The 21,263-nt window shown below is 31.9% G+C and carries 18 protein-coding genes; 13 read left to right on the top strand and 5 right to left on the bottom strand.

Annotated features, from left to right (window positions below; all coding sequences use genetic code 11):
- Nucleotides 1–17 precede the first annotated feature (17 nt).
- Entirely contained in the window at nt 18–1,268 is a 1,251-nt protein-coding gene (locus tag CAB05_RS09935) for an MFS transporter (protein ID WP_235821422.1), read from the bottom strand.
- A 431-nt stretch (nt 1,269–1,699) separates the two neighbouring features.
- On the opposite strand from CAB05_RS09935, the gene CAB05_RS09940 reads away from it, so the two are divergent.
- The 10 genes from CAB05_RS09940 (at nt 1,700) to CAB05_RS09985 (ending at nt 11,561) form a co-directional block, all read left to right on the top strand.
- Nucleotides 1,700–2,074: a hypothetical protein gene (locus CAB05_RS09940; protein ID WP_087999688.1), complete on the top strand. Its 375-nt coding sequence runs from the start codon at nt 1,700–1,702 to the stop codon at nt 2,072–2,074.
- A 196-nt stretch (nt 2,075–2,270) separates the two neighbouring features.
- Nucleotides 2,271–2,555, top strand: coding sequence for a hypothetical protein (locus tag CAB05_RS09945; protein WP_087999689.1), 285 nt, complete (start codon nt 2,271–2,273; stop codon nt 2,553–2,555).
- Between the two features lie 12 nt (nt 2,556–2,567).
- Nucleotides 2,568–3,527 carry an efflux RND transporter periplasmic adaptor subunit gene (locus tag CAB05_RS09950; RefSeq protein WP_087999690.1) on the top strand — a complete coding sequence of 320 codons (960 nt, stop codon included), beginning with the start codon at nt 2,568–2,570 and terminating at the stop codon, nt 3,525–3,527.
- A gap of 22 nt (nt 3,528–3,549) precedes the next feature.
- Entirely contained in the window at nt 3,550–4,254 is a 705-nt protein-coding gene (locus tag CAB05_RS09955) for an ABC transporter ATP-binding protein (protein ID WP_088000379.1), read from the top strand.
- Nucleotides 4,214–5,377: an ABC transporter permease gene (locus tag CAB05_RS09960; RefSeq protein WP_235821451.1), complete on the top strand. Its 1,164-nt coding sequence runs from the start codon at nt 4,214–4,216 to the stop codon at nt 5,375–5,377. Before CAB05_RS09955 ends, CAB05_RS09960 begins: the two co-directional genes overlap by 41 nt.
- Nucleotides 5,378–5,438: 61 nt before the next feature.
- Complete coding sequence (locus CAB05_RS09965; RefSeq protein ID WP_087999691.1) at nt 5,439–6,110, top strand: response regulator transcription factor; 672 nt, start codon at nt 5,439–5,441, stop codon at nt 6,108–6,110.
- A 7-nt stretch (nt 6,111–6,117) separates the two neighbouring features.
- Entirely contained in the window at nt 6,118–7,344 is a 1,227-nt protein-coding gene (locus CAB05_RS09970) for a sensor histidine kinase (protein WP_087999692.1), read from the top strand.
- A 256-nt stretch (nt 7,345–7,600) separates the two neighbouring features.
- Nucleotides 7,601–8,587, top strand: a complete 987-nt coding sequence (locus CAB05_RS09975) for a substrate-binding domain-containing protein (protein ID WP_087999693.1) — start codon at nt 7,601–7,603, stop codon at nt 8,585–8,587.
- Nucleotides 8,584–9,999: a sensor histidine kinase gene (locus CAB05_RS09980; protein WP_087999694.1), complete on the top strand. Its 1,416-nt coding sequence runs from the start codon at nt 8,584–8,586 to the stop codon at nt 9,997–9,999. The genes CAB05_RS09975 and CAB05_RS09980 overlap by 4 nt, the downstream gene beginning before the upstream one ends.
- A gap of 17 nt (nt 10,000–10,016) precedes the next feature.
- Nucleotides 10,017–11,561: a response regulator transcription factor gene (locus CAB05_RS09985; protein ID WP_158093238.1), complete on the top strand. Its 1,545-nt coding sequence runs from the start codon at nt 10,017–10,019 to the stop codon at nt 11,559–11,561.
- A gap of 522 nt (nt 11,562–12,083) precedes the next feature.
- Here the strand turns inward: CAB05_RS09985 and CAB05_RS09990 are convergent.
- On the bottom strand, nt 12,084–12,956 hold the full coding sequence (locus CAB05_RS09990) for a tyrosine-type recombinase/integrase (protein WP_235821423.1): 873 nt from the start codon (nt 12,954–12,956) through the stop codon (nt 12,084–12,086).
- A gap of 349 nt (nt 12,957–13,305) precedes the next feature.
- On the opposite strand from CAB05_RS09990, the gene CAB05_RS09995 reads away from it, so the two are divergent.
- From CAB05_RS09995 to CAB05_RS10005, 3 genes are read left to right on the top strand one after another with little or no spacing between them, the layout of a single operon-like run.
- Nucleotides 13,306–14,802 (top strand): spore germination protein, encoded by a 1,497-nt coding sequence (locus CAB05_RS09995; RefSeq protein ID WP_087999696.1) that lies wholly within the window; start codon nt 13,306–13,308, stop codon nt 14,800–14,802.
- A gap of 17 nt (nt 14,803–14,819) precedes the next feature.
- On the top strand, nt 14,820–15,884 hold the full coding sequence (locus CAB05_RS10000; RefSeq protein WP_087999697.1) for a Ger(x)C family spore germination protein: 1,065 nt from the start codon (nt 14,820–14,822) through the stop codon (nt 15,882–15,884).
- Nucleotides 15,885–15,902: 18 nt separating this feature from the next.
- Entirely contained in the window at nt 15,903–16,997 is a 1,095-nt protein-coding gene (locus tag CAB05_RS10005; protein WP_142283079.1) for a GerAB/ArcD/ProY family transporter, read from the top strand.
- A 356-nt stretch (nt 16,998–17,353) separates the two neighbouring features.
- On the opposite strand, the gene CAB05_RS10010 is transcribed toward CAB05_RS10005, so the two are convergent.
- From CAB05_RS10010 to CAB05_RS10020, 3 genes are read right to left on the bottom strand one after another with little or no spacing between them, the layout of a single operon-like run.
- Entirely contained in the window at nt 17,354–18,574 is a 1,221-nt protein-coding gene (locus CAB05_RS10010) for a cyanophycinase (protein ID WP_087999699.1), read from the bottom strand.
- Nucleotides 18,575–18,594: 20 nt separating this feature from the next.
- The gene (gene iadA, locus CAB05_RS10015) at nt 18,595–19,773 is read right to left on the bottom strand and encodes a beta-aspartyl-peptidase (RefSeq protein ID WP_087999700.1); all 1,179 of its coding nucleotides are present in this window, start codon (nt 19,771–19,773) and stop codon (nt 18,595–18,597) included.
- Nucleotides 19,774–19,810: 37 nt separating this feature from the next.
- On the bottom strand, nt 19,811–21,232 hold the full coding sequence (locus tag CAB05_RS10020; RefSeq protein WP_087999701.1) for a YfcC family protein: 1,422 nt from the start codon (nt 21,230–21,232) through the stop codon (nt 19,811–19,813).
- Nucleotides 21,233–21,263 lie beyond the last annotated feature (31 nt).

Consider the following 21,263-nt stretch of genomic DNA (forward strand, 5'->3'; position numbering starts at 1 on the left):
TAGAAATGATATTGACCTTACATTGAAATTTTATCTTGCTTATAATCTAATTGTTTTGATTGTGTCATTCTATATGCCATTACGCCAAAAAGAACACCTGCAAGACCTCTAAAGATTGTGGAAATAATCATTGCAAAATTCATGCTATAGGATTCAAGCAAAAATACACCAACTTGAGGTGCTATAAATGCAATAATTGAGAGTAAAAAGTTATAGTTGGCAATATAGGAAGTACGATGGTCTTCTTCAGTTGCGTCTAATAAACTATTAAATAGAATTAAGACAGTTCCAGATACGAAAAAGCCTGAAAAGAAATTGACGATAAATAAGTAAATAAAATTAGTTGAAAGAATGTTTAAAATTGGTGCTGTAGCCATTCCAATTGAAATCCAAATTAACAGTTGGGTGTTACTATAGCGATTTGCCATTTTTGCCCACCATGGGTAACTAACAATTTGTGATAATTGATTACTTACAGTAAATAAACTGACCCAAAACGCAGTTGCATGTGCAATTCGAATTTGATAAATCGAAAAAAGTGACCATGCCATTTGCCAGGCAAAGTTAAAGAATAGAGCACAAATCAAAAAAGTTACATATGGTTTGTATTGAAAAAGATGCTTTGAAAAAGGAGAATAGTGCTCTGTAAGTTGAAGATTTGTCTTCTCTTCTTTATGCTTCAAAATATAATATAACTCAAACATCCCAAAAATAAATGCAACTAAAAATAATAATTGATAAGGAAGTGCATTAGAAGAGTGATAGGCTTTCATGCATAATCCTACAATTAGGGTTGCAATCATGCCGATCAATGTAAGAACCTTATTTCGTTGACCAAAAAATAGATTTCTTCGTTCTGCAGGTATCAAATCTCCAATAAAAGCCTGCCAACTTAAATTCATAAACGTTCCTGGCAAATTCATGATTGCAATTAAAATTACAAAAAACCAGGCAATATGATTTGATTTTATAAATGGAAGAAATACCATTAGAAGAAGAAACAAGCGCGTAAATAGAATGGAGTAAGCTGTGAATTTTCTTTTTTCTTCAAGCTTATTAACAATAAAAGCAGCTGGAAGCATTGCAGCCATTCCTACAATTGAAGGCAATGAAGAGATTAAACTTACTTGATAATTAGAAGCACCTAATATTGCAATCGCAAACAAAATAAAATAGTTATTAGACAAGCTAAGTGCAATCGTTTGTGCAGCCCCGTTTTTTATGCTCTGGGATTCGTTATGAAGAACGTCCTGTTTACTGTAAATCAACTGATTTTCCTTCTTCCTTTATTAATGTTATTAAATGAGTTCGAATACTGATAAAATTATAAGTTATTTAGTTGATTTTAAATTTTTAAATAATTCATATGAACAATAGCATATTTATGATGAAATATCTATGGATAAAACCAAAGTTTTTGGTGAAAAATTATCCATAAATTTTTAAAAAAAACGTTGTGAAAAAAAGTACTTAAAAATTGCATTTACACATAAAATTGACTAAACTAATATAATCTTTGTTTGCAAAAATATAAGAAATTTATTTAAACCTATTAAATATTGGAAAGTACATTTTTAAATAGTTAAGCCATACTATTATTAGAGTTGACGTTTAAATAATTCATTATTTTAACGTCAATTTTTTATTGTAGATATGTTGTTTTATACATAATTAAGTTTACAACAAGGAGAAGAGACATATGTTTACACCAGTTTATAAAGTGAATGAGCAGGGAGAGATTTACTTAAGTACAAATAGTTTTTCAGTATCATACGATCAATTTAAAGAAGATGAAATGGGTAACGCATATGTAATTGTAAAAAGTGGAGAAGAGCCAATCATAAAAGTTAAACTTCTTCTACATAATATTGGAAATGCTAGAACACAAGAGCTTGAAGTAAAAAACAAATCAGGGCTAGGATTAGTTGAAATTCGACTTCTTCATGTGAAAATTAAAAAGTATAAAAATGGATGGGGCGCAAAGATTCAATTACAAAATGGAGAATTGACTATTAAAGGGGATATCCCGAAACACGTAAAAATACAAGTTGTTCGGAAAGTAAAACTAGGATAAGAAAGAAGCTATTAAAAAATAGCTTCTTTTTTTTGCCTACTTTTACGTTAGTCATGCTTGTTTAAGATTTTGGATCACAAAAAGAAAACAAAAGAATCCTCACTATAATCAATATTCTTTAAGCTGAAACAATCTTAAGTAAAAATTAAGGAATCTATTACATAATGCAATTAATCAATTAAAAGGAGTGTTATGTATGCAAAACATGGAAACAAATGAGATTACACAAAAGTTGAATAAATTGGAGAAAAAAGCAAGAAATAAATCAAGTTTAGAGATGAACCCTAAATTAATTTCAATCTTATTAATCGTTAATTTAGTGATTGGTATTTTTAGTTTAGCTGGAATTGGGTATTTAAGCTTTAAAGACATGAATCGTAATCAAATGATCCGAACAAACTTCCCTAATGGTGGTAACTTCAATGCTCCTAATGGTGATATGTTCAATCAACAAAATCAAGGACAACCATCTAATAACTAAGGGGGAGAAGAAATGAAAAAGTGGATTATCGGAATATTAGTGATCATTATTTGTGCGGGTACGGGTGGATATTTTTATTTAAAACCAAAGGCACAAGAAACTTCAACAATTACAAGAACACAGGTTGCACAAAAAGGGACATTAGAAGTAAAAGTAAGTGGTTCAGGTTCGATTGCAGCAACGAATAGTGAAGATCTGATGTCAGAAACAAATTCTGAAGTTGATGAAATTCTTGTTTCAAAAAATGAAACAGTAGAAGAAGGAGATGAGCTAATCAGTTTTTCAAATGGTAGCGATTCAATTGAAGCTCCATTTTCAGGAACAATCACTTCTATTGCGGTTGAAGAAGGAGATATGGTGAATCAAGGGACAGTTGTCATGCATATTACAGATTATAAAAATTTAGAAACAACAATTGGTGTTGATGAACTAGATATCGCAAAAGTAAAAGTTGGACAAAGTGTAACGGTTGATGTAAGTGCTTTTCCAGATACAACATATAAAGGGAAAGTTAGTGAGGTCTCAAAAGAGGGAGAAGTTTCAAATGGCGTTTCTACTTTCAATGTAAAAGTTAAACTAAATAAATCAAATAATTTAAAAGTTGGTATGACTACAGAATCTGCTGTCTTAGTTCAAAAGAAAGAAAATGTAACATATGTTCCAGTTGAAGCAATTAATACAAGTAATAATGTAAAATACGTTATCGTAAATGATAGTTCTTCTTCGAATTCAGAAGATCAAGCAACTACAAGTACAGTTGAAGTTAAGACCGGAATTACTAATGAAAACTACGTTGAAATTATATCAGGTATTCAAGCTGGACAGCAGGTCGTATTACCACAAATTCAATCATCTAATTCGAATAACTTTGGCCCAGGTGGCGGATTCCAAATGGGAGGAAACTTTTCAGGTCCAAGTGGACAAGGTAGTCAAAGAATGATGATCCGTGGTGGTGATAACAGTGGAAAGTAAGGATCTAATCCAAATAACGGATATGAACAGATATTATGAATTTGGTGGAGAAACGCTCCAGGTGTTAAAGAATGTTTCGATCACGATTAATAAAGGAGATTTCGTAGCGATTGTAGGACCCTCAGGCTCAGGAAAATCAACCTTTATGAATATGATTGGTTGTTTAGACCAGCCAGATTCAGGGAGTTATTTATTTGATGGAGAAGCAATTGAGGATATGAATGATAGAGAACTAGCACTTATTCGTAATCAAAAAATTGGATTTATCTTTCAAAACTTTAATCTATTAACTAAATTAAGTGCATTAGAAAACGTCGAATTACCTTTAAGTTATAGAGGACTTTCGCAAAAAGATCGAACAAATATGGCAATTCAAGTTTTAAGAGAAGTTGGGTTGGAAGAGAGAATGCATCATCTTCCATCACAGCTTTCTGGTGGTCAGCAACAAAGGGTAGCAATTGCAAGGGCTCTTGCAGGTAGACCAGATATTTTATTAGCAGATGAACCAACGGGAGCATTAGATCAAAAGACGGGTAGAGAAATATTAGATCTAATGAAAAAACTTCATAAAGAGGGACATACGATTATACTCATCACACATGACGAAAAAATAGCGATGGAAGCTTCTAGAGTCGTAAGAATTGAGGACGGATGCCTAAGTGAGGAAGGAGGAATGCCACTTGGGAATGTCACAATTAATCAAAATGGCAGTAAAAAGTATAGTTAGTAATAAACTAAGAGCATTTTTAACAATGTTAGGTATGATTATAGGGGTTTCTTCGGTGATTATTTTGGTATCTATCAGCCAAGGGTCTAGTAAGCAAATTTCCGATCAAATTGGTGAACTCGGTACAAATTTATTAACTGTAAATTTCTATAATACGGACTCAACTTCATTTAAAGAGAAAGATATATCGACATTAAAAGAATTAAATGGCGTAAAAGAAGTAGCACCAGTTGTATCTGGACGAGTTACAGTCAAAAATGGAAAGACTTCTTCAGAAGTTTCAGTGACTGGTACTACGAGCTCTTATCAAGATGTAAGAAATGTGAAAGTAAGCTCAGGACGATTTGTTACAGATTTTGATAATGAAGAGAGGTTAAAAACTGCTATTCTAGGTTCAGATACGGCGACAACGTTATTTGGACTATCAAATCCGATTGGTGAGTCAGTACAAATTAATGGAACTTCATATAAAGTAGTCGGAGTACTTGAATCAAGCGGTAGCTCTTTAGGACAAAGTGGTGATAGTACTGTGTTACTTCCAATTATAGTAGCACAGAGATTACTTCAAAATACAACAATCAGTTCAATTTACGTTCAAGCTCAAAATGAAAATATGGTAAACTTTGCGAAAGCTAATATAGAGAGCTCACTATCGGTGTTATTTGGAGGTAGCCAGGATAATTTTAGCGTTACAAACCAACAAGATGTCATTGACACTGTTAGCTCAGTTTCAAATACAATGTCAATTATGTTAGGTGGAATTGCATGTATCTCATTAATTGTTGGTGGGATTGGAATTATGAACATTATGTTAGTTTCAGTTTCAGAGAGAACGAAAGAAATTGGAATTAGAAAAGCTATTGGTGCTCAAAAAATTGATATTTTGCTACAATTTTTAATTGAGTCCATCGTATTAAGTTCGTTTGGTGGTATGATAGGAGTAGGCTTAGGTGTAAGCTTGGCGAAGATATATTCATTGATTTCAGGAACAGCCATTTCTTTCTCAATTCCTGTCATCGTTTTATCATTTACGTTCTCTTTATTGGTTGGGGTGATTTTCGGCGTATTCCCAGCATATAAAGCTTCTAATATGAGACCGATTCAAGCATTACGATTTGAGTAAATAATGAAATGAAGCGTAACCTTTTGGAGCGCTTCTTTTTTAGCATTATGGAGGAAGATAAATGAAGATATTAGTCGTAGAAGATCATGAGGAAGTTTTAACATCCATTGTAGAGTTATTATCGGTTGATTTTACAGTTGATTCGGCTTTAGATGGTGATGAAGGATTATTTTTAGCAATGCAAAATATATATGATGTAATTATATTAGATGTGATGTTACCATATAAAAATGGATTTGAGATTGTAAAGGATTTGAGAGAAGAAGGTATACTTACACCAGTCTTATTTTTGACTGCTAAGGATGCTCTTGAGGATCGAGTAGAAGGCTTGAATTTAGGTGCAGATGATTATCTTGTTAAGCCTTTTCAAGGCCCAGAATTACTTGCTCGTATTTACGCTCTTTTAAGAAGAAGTGGAAAACTATCAATTGATAGTTCATTAAAATATGAAGGTATTGTGTTAAAAGGGAAGGAACATCCAGTTGAAGTAAATGGAGAAACGATTCACTTAACAATTAAGCAATTTGAATTATTGGAGTATTTAATACAGAATCAAGGTAAGATTTTAATGAAGGAACAAATTTTTGATAGAGTCTGGGGATTTGACTCTGATACAACCGTCGCAATCGTTGAAGTATATGTACATCAGCTTCGTAAAAAGTTAGAACCATTCAATTATGGTACTGCCATAAAAACAGTAAGAGGTATTGGATATATTATGAAAGAAGATTAGGTGAAGTATGTTTAAGAAAACAAAAATTCGGTTAACAATCATAAATTCAGTTGTATTTAGCCTATTGATTGGAATACTGTCCGTCGTTATCTTCACATATACAAATACACGTTTGTACAAGGACGTTGACCAATCTTTATTATGGACAATCGAACGGATTCAAAAAAGTGATAATCCTGCTGGCTTGCAAATTGCAAATCGAGATCCTAGATTATTAATGATCATATGGGATGAGAATAAACAACGCACTAATCCGTTGCCAGGTGCAAATGCAATTTTTTTAGAAGAGGAACTGAAATATCCTAAAAAAATCAATGAGCTGTATGATGATAAAGTTGGAAACATGAACTACCGGACGATTTCTATTCAAGGTGATACTAGGCACGGAAAAATAACACTTCAGCTTCTACGAAATATAGATTCTGAAAAAGAGCTATTAGACACCTTGTTAATTATCTTAATTGTTGGATGGGTCATTGGTAGTATTTTGTCTGTGATAGCTGGTAACATTCTTGCGGATCGTGCGCTAATTCCCATCAAAAACGCATGGCAAAAGCAACAAGAATTTGTATCAGATGCATCCCATGAAATACGAACACCACTAACCGTTATTCAATCAAGACTAGAGCTAATATTAAGGAGTCCAAATGCTACTATTGAAGAAAAAGCACAAGACTTTTCAATCCTATTAAAAGAAAATAGAAGACTTTCTAAACTTGTAGCAAGTCTGTTAACTTTAGCTAGATCAGATTCAGGTCAAATTCAGTTGAACAGAAAAATGTTTTCTCTGAACGAATTATTAGAGGAAGTTATTTCTCACTTCTCTGAAATTGTGTCATTTCAAAATAAAGAAATTTCATTATTAATAAGTAATACCCATTTTTATTATGGTGACCAAGAGCGAATACATCAGTTACTTGTCATTCTCATCGATAATGCTTTAAAGTTTACAAAAGAAAATGATTCCATTCAAATTAGCTGCGAACAAATAAAGAATCATATTGTTTTAAAAGTTCAAGATAGTGGAGTTGGAATCAAAGAAGAAAACGTATCAAGGATATTTGATCGATTTTTCCAAGAAGATGAATCACGGACGTCTAAATCAGGTATTGGTCTAGGATTGTCTATAGCCAAGTGGATTGTAGAGGAACATAATGGGAAGATTCGAGTGCACAGTAAAAAGGATGAAGGAACAACCTTTGAAATTAGCTTGCCGATTCATTCAACTAAATAATGTAATAAAGCAGTATTTCTTAGGAAATATTGTAGAAAAAGAAGGAAATCATCATAAAAGAATGTCATATTCACCTGAAAAAGTACACATGTAGTGTGCTTTTTTGTTTGAGCGGTCAAGTTAAAGTTTTTTAGTATCTTAAACAGAATTTTAATTATTCATGCAATAGCACTAGGAAAACATAGTCTACAAAATAATAATATATTGTAAACGTATTCATTAATGAATAAGATAGAAATATAAGGTGGGAGAAAAAATGAAATTCGATAAATGGATTTTAAGTTTTACGATATTACTAATATTGTTCATCTATGTTCTTCTAAGATATGAAGCTAGCTCTAATCAAATTGAGCGTGCAATTGAGTCTTTGTCTATTAGTGAAGATAAGAAGGTTGGGAAAAAACATTTTATATTAATTGGTCAAGAATATGACAACCCATATTGGAAAAGTGTTAATAAGGGTGCAAAAGATAGTGCGAAAAAATACGATATTAATATAGAATATGTTGCTCCACTTCGAACGAGTGTAGATGAGCAATTAAAGCTTTTAGAAAAAGCGGTTGCTTCAAAAGTTGATGGAATCATTGTACAAAGTATAGATAATAAAAAGTTTACCCCTATTATTAATCAAGCTATTTCGAAAAATATCCCTGTTATTACGATTGATACCGATGCACCTGATAGTTTAAGAAAATCATATATTGGGACTGATAATTATAAAGCTGGTATTCAGTTAGGTCAAACAGTTGCCCAAATGACGAATGGGAAAGGTAATATTGGCATTATTATAGGTAGTGAAACCTCTGAAAGCCAAAAGATGAGGTTAAATGGTTTATTAAATGTGATCAATCAATATCCGAATCTGCATGTGATTGATCGTTCTAGTTCGAATATTTCGAAAATACAGGCATCGCTCCAAGCTGAGCGTATGCTACGTAAATATGACAATATCAATATAATGGTTGGTATTAGTGCATTAGATGCAATTGGAATTTCAAATGCAACAAACAATGTGTTTGAACGTGAAATTCAAATTTATGGATTTGATGGTTTAGATGAAACAATGAAGGGGATTATTGATCATAAAATTAAAGCTACAATTGTCCAAAAGCCATATGATATGGGGTTTAAAGGTGTAGAATTGCTCTATAAATCAATACATGGAGAGCAAATTGTTAAAATTAATCATACGCCAACCGAGGTCATTACTATTGATAATGTCCTTCAGGAGGTAAGGCATTGAAAATACGTACTAAGCTATTTATATTTATACCAATCATTGTTTTGCTACTAAATCTTGTTTCATTTTTTATTTTTGAGAGCGGAAAAAAAGTGCAAGAAAGCTATAATCTCATGATTGATAAAATTTATATTTATAAACAAATCTCTAATGAGACAGATAAAAATTTACGATTCTTAAGTAGCTATATCATATATCAAGATTCAAAAAACTATAAATTATTAATTAACCATAAGGAAAAATTGAAACATTTAAAAAACCAATTAATAAAACAAAGTGTCAAAAAAAATAATGAACTGATTATAGAAAACTATTACTATACTCTAAATTCATTTTTGGAAGAAGAAGACAGCATTACAAATAGTCTCATTCAAAAAAATTATTCAAATTATGTTGAACAGTATAAGGAAGTAGAAAAGATTGCTTCATTTATCAAAGAAGATAGTCAAAATCTAGTTGATATTGAATTGAATACTTATTATCCAATTTATAATAATGTCGTTAAATATACGAATTCTATGAATAAACTTGGAGTTATGTTATTTATTATTACAACGATCATGAGTATCGTTTTTGCTATCTGGTTGTCTAGAAGTATTATTCTGCCAATCAATAAGCTCATTTATATGGCGAAACAGATTGGTAAAGGGAATTTTGAAGTCGGCCCATTTACTACATCATCGAAGGATGAAGTTGGAATTCTAGGCGAAATATTTAATGAAATGATGCATAATTTAAAAATTCTAATGTCAAAAAATTTAGAAATAGTTGAAAAAGACCGTCTAGTTAAGGAACTTGAGTTAAAAGCTCTTCAAAGTCAAATTAATCCTCATTTTTTATTTAATACTTTAAATGTTATTTCAAAATTGGCTTATATAGAGGGAGCAGAACAAACGAGTGATTTAACAATTTCTACTTCTAATTTATTGAGATATAATCTTCGAAAGCTTGACGAGGCCGTAACGATTTCAGATGAAATTCTAAATGCTAAAGAATACTTCTCAATTCAAAAAGCTAGATTTCGAGATCGAGTAAGTTTCGAGATTAATGTTGATGATGAATGTCTAGAACAATTAATTCCATGTTTATCAATCCAACCATTACTTGAAAATGCTTTTATTCACGGAATAGAGCACATGGAAAATGGTGCTGTCATTGGTTTAGAAATAAAAAAATCTACTGATGTGATCGTCATAACCGTTTACGATAATGGAAGAGGAATGACTGAAGAGGTTAAATACAGTTTATTAAATACAACAAATACATTACATGAAAAAAGAAAATCTACAGGTCTAGGTACAATCAATGTATTTAAACGTTTAGAATTATATTATGGAAAAGAAGATATAGTGAAAATAGAGAGCAAAATTAATGAAGGAACTAAAATTATTTTAACGATACCGTGCAGTTCATAATGAAAGGAGGAAGCATAATGTACCGATTGTTAATCGCAGATGATGAACCTTTAGAAAGAGAAGGATTAGAGCTTACGATTAAGAAGGGATTACCTGAATTATTTAAAATTGATCACGCTGAAAATGGACGAGTTGCGATAGAATGTGCTGAAAAAAATCACTATGATATTATCTTTATGGATATAAAAATGCCAGGTATTCAAGGGCTTGAAGCAGTGGAAGTAATTAGAAAAAAATTACCTCTAGCTAAAATAATCATTGTAACTGCATATGATTATTTTTCATATGCTAAAGCTGCAATTTCATTGGGAGTAAAGGATTACATTTTAAAGCCTGCAAAGAGAGAACAGATTATTTCCTTATTAAAGGGATTGATTGCAGAAATAGAACTAGATTATCAAAAAAGAGTCGAGGAGTTACATCATATTGAAATGCTCTCGCATTTTAGACCATTAACAGAAAATGAATTGTCTTTAATGATTATGTTAAATACGATTCAGGATATCAGCCCCGATGAAATGACTAATTTACTAGACTTCAAGGTAGAGTATGGCTTTAGTAAAGTTGTATGTATTGATTCTCATGACCTATTACAAGATTTAGATTTAAAAAGAATATATGAATGTGTAAAGCACTATATGAAGTCGGAAAATAACTGTATCGTCAGCCCAATTGTTGATGGTAAAATTGCTATTTTTGAGCCAATAGAATTAAATAGATTACACCTAATACAAGAAATTGAAATTAAAAATAGTGCAAAAAAATTAAAAGAATATGTTCAAAAACAAACAGGATATTCTATTCGATGTGAAGTTGGATCTATCCAAAAAGGGATCGAAGGTTGGAGGAAATCCTATTTTGAAGCAATGTATTTATTTAATGCTGGTTTAGACGAGGTTTCAGAAACCAAACTTTCATCAAAATTTGTAAAGATTACAAATGATGAATTACTATCAATTAGCAGCGCGATAAATATGCTTGATTTGGACTTATCCCTTGAACAATTTAGTCGAATTTATGACCGTTTAACACTGGAACTAAATTTAGATACAAAGCAATTGAAGGCAGAATTAATCATTTTATTTAATCATCTGGAACAACTCCTACAACAGCAAAACTATCAGGTAACTACATTTGAATTTCCAGATATTGACGAAGTAGTCTTAATTAAAAAAGTATCTGAACAGCAGATGATTAAGTTAATCCAAATCATGAGTAAAGAAAAAGAAACAAGGATTAACCATTTTGTCGAACTTGCAAAAGCTTATATATATGAGAATTATCGTGAAGACATCTCGCTCGTACAAATCGCAAACCATGTAAATCTAAATTCGTTCTACTTTAGTAAAATGTTTAAAAAGAAAACCGGTGAAACATTTAGTGATTTTGTGATGAAGGTGCGAATTGAACAAGCGAAGAAGCTAATGCAGGATGACCGACTGAACTTAAAAGAAATTAGTTATGAGGTTGGATATAAGGATCCGAATTATTTTAGTCGGGTGTTTAAGAAGTATGCAAATGAGTCTCCGAAGCAGTATCGGAATAAGTTGATTAATAGGTAAGTAGATTTTAGACGACTCAGGTTTGGGTCGTTTTTTTGTTGTGAAGTAGTGATGGCAGTACGAATTAATTATCGTTGGATTAATAGAAAATGAATATAGAAAAATCAAGTAACTCTGAAACAATATTTGGATCCAGCGTTATTTACGGATTAAATCTAACTAACTTACCTTTAATATGTGAAGTATTACACTTAAACTAAATGGCAGTTTAGTTTAAGTGAAACCTTTCACAAACTGAGTCGTATTTTTATATTTGTATACCTAAATTCAAGCACGTTTTTCCAATATCGGACCAAAATGTTAACGAAGGGGAGTAGTTTACTTTACCATTTATTAGAAGGAGTAAATACCTAACTCAACGTGTGGTGCAATGGTTTTTACAATTATTTTATCGTTCTTCAACAAATCAGCAAATAGCTACTCAGTTAATATAGCTAATAGAAGTAAACAAAATTAATTCTGTTAAAGAAAGAGTTAGTTTTAAAGACTCTATAAATAAAAGGACCATTTTAGGTCCATTATTTAAAAGTATTTACTATAATGTTCATGTCGTTGCTTACCACTTAGTACGGCATCAATGCGTGTTGTTTTACTCTTTTCATGACCTAATAAACTTTGTATAACTTCAAGAGGAGCACCATTATCTATTAAATGAGTTGCATAACTGTGTCTAAGTTGGTGAGGTGAAATTTCTTTATTAAACTCTGAACGTAAAGAAACATTTTTTATGATATACCGTGTTTGTGCGATACTTAACCTGTGAGGGGCTCTCTCTGTTACAAATAATGCGGCATCTTCGTCTTGTCGCTCATTTAAGTACCTATTTAACCAAATTTCAGATCGGATATTGAAGTAAACTTCACTTTCCTTATCACCTTTCCCTCGTACAACAACAGAGTTATTAGACCAATTTATATCTTTTCTATTAATTAATACAATTTCACCTATCCTACATCCTGATGAATACATAAATTCAATTATTGCATGTTCTTTTGCAGTTTGACATGCTTCGCGAAGGTGTTCAATCTCTTTTTCAGTTAAGAATTTAGGGACTCGAATTCCTGACTTCGGTTCTTTTAGTTTTGAGAAAGGATTTCTATGGATTTTACCTTCTTCATGCGCCCAACGGAACAATGATTTAATAAAACGCACGCGATGTGCCAGACTTGCAGGTTTTAAGGTTTCACCAACCTTTGCTAGATACTGTTTCAATCCATCATTAGTAATTTGGTCAATTGCGATATCACCAAAATGCTTAATTAATAGATTCGACTGTACCTGATATGCTTTTAATGTAATTAATGAGTATCCTTCGATTAATTTATCATTATAGTAACTTTGCCAAGCAGTGGATATCGAGAAACAGTTGTTGAAGTAACAACGGTTCGCTTCCAAGGTATAATTTTGGTAGTATTTACGAACTATAGTTTGTCTCCAGAACAAAATATCCAACAGCGATTGAAACTTGTTTAAACAGAGTAATTATACTTTCAGGAACTTACTTTCTAATCTTTTAAAGAATAACGAATAAGTAGTAATGATAAGGACTATTGTAATTGGATAAAAAAGTAAGTACTAAATAAAACCACTATTGCTAAAACACTGACCGTAGTGTTTTTTATTTTGTTTAAAAAATCTATTTTCCTTCTGTAAATGAATAATTAAATATTTTTTCCTTCATAATAAAGGTAAGTTTTTATTATTTATTTTATTAATTGTGATATACAATTCGGAGGATTATACTATGCGAAGTCGTATAAACAGAATTAAGAAAGAAGAGAAAAACAATACACTTAATATTAACAAAATTATTAATATAGCAAGTCAGTCAAGCGATTTTGCACATATAAATCTTCCATTCAATAATATTACTTATGATTTATTTTACTATGAGTCATTGATAGATTCTGAATCGGTTCATCACTTTGTACTCCCATATTTAAACCAAGAAATTAGTGAGATAAAAGAAATAAAAAGACTTATTCCATTAGAAGGGATATCAATTTCCTCAGATGCTAAAGAAATAGAAGGAAAATTACTTCAAGGACACATTCTTCTGCAATTACAAGGAGAGGATAAGGTAGTAGCACTACTTAATGTAAAAGATGTAAAGGTAGGAAAAAGGATATACAACGACACTGAAAATGAATACAGTGTTGTAGGTCCTAAAACAGGTTTTGTGGAAGATATCCAAATAAATCTCAACTTATTGCGTAACCACATTGTAACTTCAAATCTAATTTTTGAAGAACTGACAATTGGTTCTACATCTAAAACAAAAGTAATGATAGCATATCTTCAAGATATTACAAATGAACAATACATTCAAACGATTAGACAACGTCTGCAAGACATAGACTTTGATGTGATTTTTGATGCTACATTTATAGAACAATTAATCTCTGATAATACAAATACACCATTTCCACTATTTTTGTCTACAGAAAGAGTTGATCGAGCGGTCTATACATTAATTAACGGGCAAGTTGTTATTTTCAGTGACGGATCTCCGTATGCCATTACAGGACCATCAAATTTATTTGATTTCTTCATATCCCCAGAAGATTATTACCTTCCTTGGGTGGTGGGTTCTTTCTTTCGGTTAATTCGTATTTTTGGTGTATTATTTTCGACCTGTGCTACATCTATATATGTAGCGGTTTTAACCTATCACTATACAATGATACCAAAGGATTTGATGGGGCCACTTGTTGTATCAAGAGCGAATGTTCCATTTCCACCTGTACTAGAAGTGTTATTTTTAGAAATTACCATCGAATTATTACGCGAGGCAGGAGCAAGACTTCCTACAAAGGTTGGACAAACACTTGGTATAGTAGGTGGTATTGTAATTGGCCAGGCATCAGTGGCGGCTGCACTAACCAGTAATGTATTACTAATCATTGTTGCATTATCAGCTTTAGCATCCTTCACGACCCCAATTTTTAAGATGTCAAACACGATTCGTTTATTAAGGATTCCACTTATTATATTGGCAGGTGCTGCAGGAGGGTATGGATTAATGTTTGGTTTGACCATGATACTCATTCATCTATTAAGACTGACTTCATTAGGAACACCTTATTTGTTACCATTTTATCCATTTAGAAAAGCAGATTTGGGAGATACACTAATTAGATCCTCGTATAGTCTTACATCAAAAAGAGCAAGTTATCTTCGTCCAAAGAATATTTGGAGATATAATCGTGAAAAAGCACACTTGAAAAAAGATAAACTCTGACTTAGGAGTGATTAATTATGCAATGGAGATACTTTGGTATTGTAATGTGTATCTTTTTGTGTGGATGTAGTAATGAAGTAAATAAGATTCGTATAGTACATACAATCGGATACGATAAAGAAGGTGAAAAAATAAAAGGAACCATTGTATCTCCAAATTTTATAGGTGGAATACCTCCAAAATCCGAAACGCTTAAGGATACGTCCGAAACTAATAATGATATTCTTTTTGGAATAAATAATCAATCCAATTACACTATACAAGTAGGTCAGTTACGAACTGTTTTATTTGGTATGAGTTACGCTAAAGAAGATATAGGGAAAACTATAAGGAGCTTGGTCAATAATCCTGATATAGGCAGAACCTTGAATTTAGCGATCACTGAACAAGAAGCTGAGGAAATAATAAAGGCAACAGAAAAGAAGGACTCTTTATATATTTATAATATGATTAATCAAAACATTAAAACAGGAAACATTCCAAATTCCAATTTGCATACTTTTCTTTGTTCTTATTACAGTAAGTGGGAGGACTCATTTATCCCATATCTAAGAACGAAAGGTAAAAATGAAGTAATGATTGGCGGCTTGACTTTATTGAAAAATGGAAAGTATGTAATGAATTTAAATATAGATCAATCCTTCATCTTTACTATTATCAATACTGATGCATCTTCAGGAATGCATTTATTTCCTATCTACGAAAAAGATAAAAAGGATTTAATTTTATTACAAAATATAAATAGTAAGGTAAAGTATTCAGTTGTTAAAAGTAAAATACCTACTGTACATATAAAGGTAAAGCTAAATGGAATGATTAAGGACTACCCAGAATGGATTAATCTTGAGAATAAACCAAATGTTCAACTAGTAGAAAAACAAATCGAAGAAAATATTAAAAAGGAAGCTGAAAAACTAATTCGTCAACTACAAGAGAATAATGTGGACAGTTTAGGTATTGGCAGTTTTATAAGAAGTAGATGGAGAAATTGGTCTCTAGATGATTACAGAAGTACCTATCAAAAAATGAACATTACAGTAAATGTTGATACAACAATATTATATTCAGGGATAGGAGAATAACAAGGAAAGGTGAAAGTTATGAATCATCCTATAGGCGTACAAGAGAAAGTATCTCCATTTTTTGCATTTTTTTTGATACATAGTGCTCAAACAGGAATAGGTATGTTAGGATTTCAAAATAAAGTAGCCGGTGATGTAGGGTATGACGCATGGATTGTATGCATCTTAAGTGGTATATCGATTAACATCATTATTTTCTTAATATACAAAATGCTAAAAGACAAAAATGATTTAATAAATCTTCACAATCATTCATTTGGTAGCTTTATAGGAACCATACTTACATTAGCATTTAGTACTTACTTAATATTATCTGCTTTAATTGTTTTTAGAACATACCTAGACATCTTGCAAATCTGGGTATTTCCAACCTTTGCGACTTGGTATCTTGGTCTTTTTTTCATTATCGCTATATATTATACAGTTGTCAGTGGGTTTAGAGTAGTTACAGGAATTTGTTTTTGGGGTATGGTGATACCTAGTTTATTGCTAGTTTCTTTAGGATTTCCGCTAAAATACTCTGCCCTAGAAAATATCATGCCTATTTTTGATCATTCTCTTACGAGTATGTTTAAAGGAATTAAAGATTTAACGTTAAATTTTATGGGATTTGAATCAATATTAATATATTATCCATTTATTAAAAAACCAGATAAATCGCATAAATGGGCACAAATTGGCAGTATATTCACTATGGTTTTATATGCAGTTATTATGGTCATATCTTATATGTACTTTAATGAAGAACAAATGCTACATGCTCTTTGGGCTACTTTAAATATGACAAAGATTATTTCGTTCCCGATTTTAGAACGTTTTGAGTATGTTGTAATATTCACTTGGTTTTTAGTTGTCCTTCCCACAGTTTGTTTACCAGTTTGGAGTGTTGGACGAAGTCTAGAGATTTTATTTAATGTTAAACCAAAAAATTCACTTCTTATTGTTTCTATTATTATATATTCTTCCGTTTTTTTTATAAAAGGAAGAATAAGCATAAATATGTTAAATCAATTAGTAGGTACACTAGGGTTATATTTTATTTATATTTATATTCCGTTCCTATTTGTTATAAATTACATAAAATCAAAAATACAGCGCCACTTTAGTAGCTAAACTTTATAATTTGTATAATTCTATATGATATGGAATGTTTATCATACATCAATTTATACGAAAACCACCACATTAAATATTTTTGCTTATTCAACTAACGCATGCAATAGTTGTAGTACAACATGATCAACCGTGTAGTAGATTTTTTTATTGCGTAAAATAACAGTTTTAGTTTGGAAAATATGGATTTATTTTCTAATGAAAAATAGATAAACAGTGATAAAATCATTTTTAATGGTTGATTTTTTGCTCACAACTTGTTTTTAAACAATAACATTTTTTATCTTATAAGTATAAGGAAGTCATAATTTTAAAACCAAAGAGAGCACTCTTATAAAAGAGTGCTCTTATACGTTCTAATAGGAAATATTTATTGTGACATTACTTACAGTGTATTTACCATTTTTATAATAACCTTTTGTATTTGCATCTTTTATAAATTTTAGTGTAAATTGTGGTCCAGTTTCATAAGTGTCTCCATATAAGTAAGAAACGTTCGTATCAACTAATCTTGTAATTGTTGTTGTAGTTTCATATTCTCCGAAAATATTAGATGAATCACGAATAGTAGTGTAATAAGGTGTTGTAATTAGAGTTTTTGTTGATGTTACAGTTTTTGTACTACTATTATAGATATCTCCTGAAGTTAAATAACTTACTTTTACATTATTAGCGGTAAATGAAGATAATGTTCCATACACGGCATTTGTGGAATCTACAACAAAAACACCACGTTCTCCGTACACTTTCCCTGTCGTGCCATTAAGATATAACGCTGTGTTTTCATCGATTCCATACCCGACCTTTAGATTTAAATCACGTTCTGCTAATAAAATACGACCAATTCGCCCTCGAGCATCAAAATGTGTATCAATTGCTGCATTTACAAAACCAAATCCTGTTGTGTAGCCACCGTTGTCTGGGTGTGTAGAATCCGCTAAAGAAACATCACTAATCTTTTTAGATGCTAACTTGTTAAAATATAAGTATCCGTAGCTTATTCCTTCACCATAAGTTTTAGGACTTTGAACAGAAGTACCTGCACTAGTACCAGATATTATTGCACCAGCCGATGCTCTTTGTTGAATTGCCGAAAATAACGGAGTTGGGGTTCCATCATCTTTTAAAAGGCTGCGAACATGACGTGACTGATCTCCACCATTAAAGAAGATTACGTCTGCCGAGTTAATTAAATCAATATTACTTTGTTTGTAAGCTTCAGTTGTATAATTATCAACGGCTACAGGAATAAAAACAGGTGTGAATCCGTAACTAGTGAACAGATTTTTATATGATAGGTGACCTGGAATATCATTTGTATAAGCGTCTAATGCTGTAGCATAGTCTGCTGCTGCACTACATACTACTGCAACTACAGGGTTTGTTTTTCCAGTCGCTGTTTTTAGAGCATTATAAATTTCTGAATTATTATCAGCGATAGCCCCACCCATTAAAAATACTTTTGGAGCTGTTGCTGCATTTGCATTTTTTTTAGTTGGTAAGAAAAATGAACCAAGTACAAGAGAGACTACTAAAACAAAGGATAATACGAAAGAATTATATATTTTGAGTTTCATATTTTATTACTCCTCCATTTTTAATTGTATTCAAATGTTCCTTTTACAATTGGTATACTATTTTCTACCATGATTTTTCCGTGAGCAATTACTGTTTCAATATTTAACGTTTCTTGATTTATTAGGACAATATCAGCGTCATTGTCAACTTTGATATTGCCTTTAGTTTGCAACTTTAGTACTTGTGCAGGATTAGATGTGATAACTTGTAATGCAACTTCTAATGGAATATCTTCATCTATAACTGCATCTCTAACTTCTTGATAAAGGGATGAGATTTTTCCTATTTGGAGCCCCATATATTCACCGTCCTGATCAAAGTATGGAAGGCTTGCTTGACCGTCTGAAGAGAAAGTTATGTTTTGAATTTCTACACCTTCTTCAAGCATAACACGAAGTCCTTTGCTGCATTTCACTTCTCCTTCCTCTAGAAATAGTGGAATTGTGCTTGTTGTGAAGTCCACATAGCCACCTCGAAGTGCATATTGTACACCTGCTTTAAATAATTCCTCGTTTCTGTTTATATGAGTTGGATGAAAATGCCGTATAGGAATATTTGTCATATCTACAAGTTCATGGAGTATCGAGAGTTTTTCTTCACCATCTCCAACATGAATTTCTAAAATACCGGCTTTACCTGATAAAATTCCACCGTTTCGAGCAGCAGAAGCAATCTTTGCCATTTCCTCTAAAGTAGGTTCAGATGAACGATGATCAGAAATGGCAATCTCACCTACACCAATTATTTTATCAATTAAAATAATGTCACTTTGTATAGTACCCGTTAATGTTTTTACAGGTATTTGATATGAACCAGTATGAATATAACAAGTCACACCTTCTTCTTCTAATCCGCGTGCTTTAGCAAGCAAACTTTCTACATTTCTTGTGGTTCCGTCTGTACCAAGTACACCAACCAAAGTAGTAACTCCAGCAGTAGTTATATCAGTTAATTTAAGTTCAGGAGTACGAGTCTTAAAACCGCCTTCACCACCTCCACCTATAATATGGACATGTGAATCAATAAATCCTGGTACCACAAATGAGTTTGATGCGTCAATAACGTTGCAGGAGAAGAGGGCGGGTGGGAATTCAATTTGCTCGGAAATCATTTCAATTTTGCCACCCGCTATTAGTATGTCTTTTTTGCCAATATAGTGTGGTGTGTATACTTGACCATTTTTTATTAAAGTTAACAACGTATTTCCCCCTAAATCTTTGGATGACTTAATTTTTTTAGAATGGACCGTAGTTAATTAAATGTGCTACTACTACGGCAACTAAACCGATTAAATATTGAATGAATACTAATGGGAAAATCCATTTTGCCCATTTTGTCCAAGGGATACCTGCAATTGCTAAACCTGCCATTAAAGTACCGGCTGTTGGGAAAATAATATTTCCAATCCCATCCGCAAAAGAGAAAGATAATACAGCAGTTTGGCGAGTTATATCTAAGAGGTCAGCCAATGGTGCCATAATTGGCATCGTTAACATTGCATGACCGCTACCTGAAGCTAAAATAAAGTGGATAGCTGCTTGGAAATTATACATTCCAATAACACTTAAATAAGCTGGGATATGTTTAATAGCCTCTGAAACACCATGAAGCATCGGATCAACAATATGTCCTTCATTTAACACTACTAAAATAGCACGCGAAACACCGATAATAAGAGCCCCACTAATCAATGCGGCAGAACCTTGGGTAAATGATTTAACTACATCATCAATAGATAATCTGCCAATAATTCCTATTGCAATTGTTAAGATTATAAATAAAGAAGCAATTTCAGTAATATACCATTGATATTTAATTACGCCAAAAGCTAAAACAATGTAATTTATTAGGAAAGCAACTAGAATCCATTTATGTCTAGTGGTTAGTCTAGCTTTAGATATTAATAGTTCATTCGTTTGTTCAATTGAATATTTTCCGTAAAAGCCCAGTTTAGGATTTTTCTTAACTTTCATAGCGTAACGATAGATATACGCAACTGAAACAAGATAAACAATTACAAATAAAATTAATCGAAATCCCATACCAGAAAAAGTAGGCAATTCGGCAATTCCTTGAGCGATACCAACTGTAAACGGATTCATAATTGCTGTTGTGAAACCAGCAGATGCACCGACTAATACAATAGCAGTTCCAGTAATTGTATCAAAACCTAATGCAAGTGCTAGAGGGACCAAAAGTGGTATGTAAGCTAAAGTTTCTTCAGCCATTCCCATTAATGAGCCACCAATTGCAAAGAATAACATCATAATAGGGATTAGTAACTTTTCCCTAGTAGCAAGTTTTCTAGCCATTGTTGAAATTAACACTTCAATAGTGCCAGTAGCGCTTAATACCCCAAAAAACCCACCAATAATAAGGACGAAGAAAATAATATTTGCCGCTTCTACCATACCTGTATGAATGGATTTAATCATTTCAAACAAACCAACTGGAGTTGATGCTATTGATTTATAAGAATTTGGATCTACTGTTGTATGTCCATCAATATCAACTCGAGCGTATTCTCCAGTAGGTAAAATATAAGTAAGAATGGTTGCAATTAATAATATAACGAGTAATAATGCAAAAACATTTATTTTACGTTCTTTCTTATCCTTTGTCTTAGTTGTAACTTCTGTAGCTTGAATTTGTGTCATTAACTACTCCCCCTTTTTATTCCTAGATTGT

It is taken from the genome of Gottfriedia solisilvae (genome assembly GCF_002128405.1).
GTDB classification, from domain to species: domain Bacteria; phylum Bacillota; class Bacilli; order Bacillales; family Bacillaceae_G; genus Gottfriedia; species Gottfriedia solisilvae.

Coding starts and splice junctions, on each gene's coding strand:
- CAB05_RS09940 (WP_087999688.1), top strand. CDS start 1,700: ATGTTTACACCAGTTTATAAAGTGAATGAGCAGGGAGAGATTTACTTA.
- CAB05_RS09945 (WP_087999689.1), top strand. CDS start 2,271: ATGCAAAACATGGAAACAAATGAGATTACACAAAAGTTGAATAAATTG.
- CAB05_RS09950 (WP_087999690.1), top strand. CDS start 2,568: ATGAAAAAGTGGATTATCGGAATATTAGTGATCATTATTTGTGCGGGT.
- CAB05_RS09955 (WP_088000379.1), top strand. CDS start 3,550: ATGAACAGATATTATGAATTTGGTGGAGAAACGCTCCAGGTGTTAAAG.
- CAB05_RS09960 (WP_235821451.1), top strand. CDS start 4,214: ATGTCACAATTAATCAAAATGGCAGTAAAAAGTATAGTTAGTAATAAA.
- CAB05_RS09965 (WP_087999691.1), top strand. CDS start 5,439: ATGAAGATATTAGTCGTAGAAGATCATGAGGAAGTTTTAACATCCATT.
- CAB05_RS09970 (WP_087999692.1), top strand. CDS start 6,118: ATGTTTAAGAAAACAAAAATTCGGTTAACAATCATAAATTCAGTTGTA.
- CAB05_RS09975 (WP_087999693.1), top strand. CDS start 7,601: ATGAAATTCGATAAATGGATTTTAAGTTTTACGATATTACTAATATTG.
- CAB05_RS09985 (WP_158093238.1), top strand. CDS start 10,017: ATGTACCGATTGTTAATCGCAGATGATGAACCTTTAGAAAGAGAAGGA.
- CAB05_RS09995 (WP_087999696.1), top strand. CDS start 13,306: ATGCGAAGTCGTATAAACAGAATTAAGAAAGAAGAGAAAAACAATACA.
- CAB05_RS10000 (WP_087999697.1), top strand. CDS start 14,820: ATGCAATGGAGATACTTTGGTATTGTAATGTGTATCTTTTTGTGTGGA.
- CAB05_RS10005 (WP_142283079.1), top strand. CDS start 15,903: ATGAATCATCCTATAGGCGTACAAGAGAAAGTATCTCCATTTTTTGCA.
- CAB05_RS10010 (WP_087999699.1), bottom strand. CDS start 18,574: ATGAAACTCAAAATATATAATTCTTTCGTATTATCCTTTGTTTTAGTA.
- CAB05_RS10020 (WP_087999701.1), bottom strand. CDS start 21,232: ATGACACAAATTCAAGCTACAGAAGTTACAACTAAGACAAAGGATAAG.